The following is a 3,670-nucleotide window of genomic DNA, read 5'->3' on the forward strand; positions in this document are numbered from 1 at the left end:
GGGCCGGCGGCCGGCTTCGGGGCGCGACCGCGGGGGCGCGGCGGCACCGGGTCGCCGTCGGCGCCGACGGCGACCGGGGACGGCTCGCGCTCGAGGACCGGGGTCCCCCGCGCGATGTTCAGCAGCAGCCCGACGGCGGCCAGCAGGACCGCCAGGCTGGTGCCGCCGTAGGAGATGAACGGCAGCGGCACGCCGGTCAGCGGGAAGATCCCGAGCACGACCCAGACGTTCAGCATCGCCTGGACGATGATCACCGCGGTGATCCCGACGGCCAAGAGCTTCTGGTAGGTGCCCTCGGTCTTGTCGGCGATCTTCAGGCCGGTGTAGGCGATCCCGGCGTAGAGGACGAGCAGCATCACGATGCCGATCGCACCGAGCTCCTCGCCGACGACGGCGAGGATGAAGTCGGTGTGGGCCTCGGGCAGCCAGTCGGCCTTCTGGACGGAGGTCCCCAAACCGGTGCCGTCGAGGCCGCCGGTGCCGATGGCCAGCTGGCCCTGCAGCGCCTGGTAGCCGGTGCCCGCGGAGTCGGAGCCCGGGGAGAGGAACGACGCCAGGCGAGCGATCCGGTACGGGTGCATCGCGACCATGACGGTCAGGAGGAAGCCGCCGGCCACGCCGATGGGCAGGAAGAACCGGGCGGGCATGCCGCCCATGATCAGGACGCAGACCGCCGCGCCGACGATCACGATCGTGGTGCCCAGGTCCCGCTGCACCAGGGCCACGAGGGCCACGATCACCATGATCACGACGAGCTCGATGCGCAGGTCGCCGAGCGTCCGCATCGGGGCCGTGCGGGTCGCCATCCGCAGCGCGAGGAACGCGACGAGCGCGAACTTCGCCAGCTCGGAGGGCTGGAAGGTGAACGAGCCGGCGCCGAGCCAGCGGTTGGCGCCGTTGACCTGGACGCCGATGCCGGGCAGGACGACGGCCATGCAGAGCACGATCGACGCGACCAGGAGCGGGACGGTCAGCCTGCGGACGATGGCCACGCCCGCGCGGGAGAAGAGCGCCAGCAGCGCGAACCCGACGATCGCGAACATCACGTAGCGCACGAGGAACGTCGTGCCGTTGGAGCCGTTCTTGAGGATCTGCTCCGAGCTCGACGCGCTGTACACCCAGATCGCGCCGAGGACGCAGAGGGTCAGGACCAGGCCGAGCAGGCGCTCGTACTCGCGCTTGAGGTCGGGGGCACGGGCGGCGGCACGCTTCATCAGGGACCGGATTCGCCCCCGGTCTTATGAACCCTCCCGGCCTCGGCCAAGAGGGCGCCCCGCCGCTACCGGGCTCGTCTGCGGGTGGCACGAGCCCCGTCGCAGTCCGGCGAGGTCCGACCCGAGACGCTCGGGTCGGGGCCCGCACGTTCTCCCTACCGGGCTCTGATCGACTGGTAGTAGAGCGTGAAGCCGATCGCCGAGAACGCGATCGCCACGATCCAGAAGCGCAGGATGACCTTCGTCTCCGACCACGCCTTCATCTCGAAGTGGTGGTGCAGCGGGGCCATCAGGAAGACGCGCTTGCGGAAGGTCTTGAACGAGAAGACCTGGATGATCACCGAGAGCGCCTCGATGACGAAGACGCCGCCGATGACGAGCAGCAGCTCCTCGGTCTTGGTCATGATCGCGATGCCGGCGACCAGACCGCCGAGCCCGAGGGACCCGGTGTCCCCCATGAACACCGTCGCGGGGTGCGCGTTGTACCAGAGGAACCCCACGCAGCCACCGACCGCGCAGGCGGCCAGGAGCGACAGGTCGCTCGCGCCCGTGCCGATGAACGTGATGCCGAGGTAGGCGGTCATGACGATCGCGGTGACGCCCGCCGCGAGGCCGTCGAGGCCGTCGGTGAGGTTGACCGCGTTGGACATGAACGCGACGACGAGGTAGATCCAGATCGGGTAGAGCCAGCCCAGGTCGACGGTCAGGTCCAGCGTGCGGACCTTCACCGTCGGGTCGAGCTCCGCGGGTCCGGTGACGAACCACCAGAGCAGCAGGGAGACGACGACCATCGCCCCGAGCTTGCCCTTGCCGCTGAGGCCCAGCGAGCGTTTTCGGACGACCTTCGTCCAGTCGTCGACGAAGCCGACGAGCGCCAGACCCGCGCCCGTGACGTAGACGCCCATCGCCCGCCAGTCGTAGTCCCAGAGCAGGAGGAACGGCACCGAGATCGCCACGAAGATGATCAGCCCGCCCATCGTGGGCGTGCCCGCCTTCTTCTGGTGGCCCGACGGGCCCTCCTCGCGGATGTACTGACCGAAGGACTTCTGGCGCAGCCACTCGATGAAGCGTGGCGCCAGGAAGATGCAGATGAGCATGGCGGCGGTGCCGCCGACGAGGACCTTGAGCACGGCTCAGGCGTCCCGTCCGCGCAGCGCGTCGGCGACCCGCTCGAGCCCGATGCCGCGCGACGCCTTCAGGAGGACGGTGTCGCCGGGCTCCAGCAGCTTGGGCAGGAGGTCCGCCGCGGCGGCCGCATCGGGCACCCAGTGCACGCCGGAGCCGAACCCCGTGCCGGTGTGGCGGCTGAGCGGTCCGACGGCGATCAGCACCTCAGCGCCGGTGAACTTGGCGTGCGCGCCGAGCTCGGCGTGCAGCCGCTTCTCGTCGGGACCGAGCTCGAGCATGTCGCCGAGCACCGCGACGCGGCGGCCGTCCGTCGCGCCGGCGAGATCGTCCAGGGCGGCCGTCATCGACATCGGATTCGCGTTGTAGCAGTCGACGACCACGACGATGTCACGGGCCAGGTGCAGTCGCTGGCCGCGCATCGGCGAGATCTCGGGACGGACGTCGCCCGCGGGCTCGATCCCGATCGCCCGCGCGGCGGCCACGACCGCCGGGAGGTTGCGCAGGACGGTCGGCGAGACGTCGCCCGCCACGCGGAGGCCGTCGGGCAGCGGGTCGGTCGGCCGGACCTCGACGAAGGTCACGCCCGCGGGCCGGTGCCCGGCCAGGAGCGGCTCGTCCCCCGGGACGACGGCGGTGCCGCCGGGCTTCAGGCCGTGCAGCAGCTCCGCCTTGGCGTCGGCGACCGCCTGCAGCGAGCCGAGCAGCTCGACGTGGACGGGAGCGACGTTGGTGATCACGCCGACGTCGGGCTCCGCGATCGCGGCGAGCTCGGCGATCTGGCCCGCGCCGCGCATCGCCATCTCGAGGATCAGCACCTCGGTGCCCTCCTCGGCCGCGAGCACCGTCAGCGGCAGACCGATCTCGGTGTTGAGGTTGGCGCTCGTGGCGACCGTCCGGCGGTGCGGCGAGACGACCGAGAGCAGCAGGTCCTTCGTCGACGTCTTGCCGACGGACCCGGTGATCCCCACGACGGTGGCGCCGAGGTCCCAGCGCCACGCGCGGGCCAGGGCGCCGAGCGCGGCGGCGGGGTCCTCGTGGGTCAGGACGACGCCGGTCCCCGCCTTCGCGGCGGCCTCGGCGTGCTCCGGTCGCACGAGGACGCCCCAGGCGCCCGCGGCGAGGACGTCGGCGGCGAACGAGCCGCCGTCCACGCGCGCGCCCGGGATCCCGACGAAGAGCGCACCGGGCAGCGCGGGGTCGCGCGTGTCGATGACCGCGCGGGTCGGGCCGGGACCGTCGACGGGGGCGCCGGGGCCCGACGGGATGATCGAGGCCGGGGTCGCGCCGGACGGCGCAGCGGCGGCGTCCGCGTCGCGGGCCGGGGCGGC

The 3,670-nt window shown here is 72.1% G+C and carries 3 protein-coding genes; all 3 read right to left on the reverse strand.

The features are described 5' to 3' along the window. Positions 1 to 1,214, reverse strand: a 1,214-nt coding sequence (gene ftsW / locus Q7T67_RS04020) for a putative lipid II flippase FtsW (protein WP_304786241.1), incomplete at its 3' end; no start/stop codon positions are given. A 155-nt stretch (positions 1,215 to 1,369) separates the two neighbouring features. Beyond that, positions 1,370 to 2,344, reverse strand: coding sequence for a phospho-N-acetylmuramoyl-pentapeptide-transferase (mraY, locus tag Q7T67_RS04025; protein WP_304786243.1), 975 nt, complete (start codon positions 2,342 to 2,344; stop codon positions 1,370 to 1,372). 3 nt (positions 2,345 to 2,347) lie between these two features. After that, positions 2,348 to 3,670: UDP-N-acetylmuramoyl-tripeptide--D-alanyl-D-alanine ligase (gene murF, locus Q7T67_RS04030; RefSeq protein ID WP_304786245.1), on the reverse strand; the 1,323-nt coding region annotated here is incomplete at its 5' end.

This window comes from Patulibacter sp. (genome assembly GCF_030655195.1).
Classification (GTDB): Bacteria; Actinomycetota; Thermoleophilia; order Solirubrobacterales; family Solirubrobacteraceae; genus Patulibacter.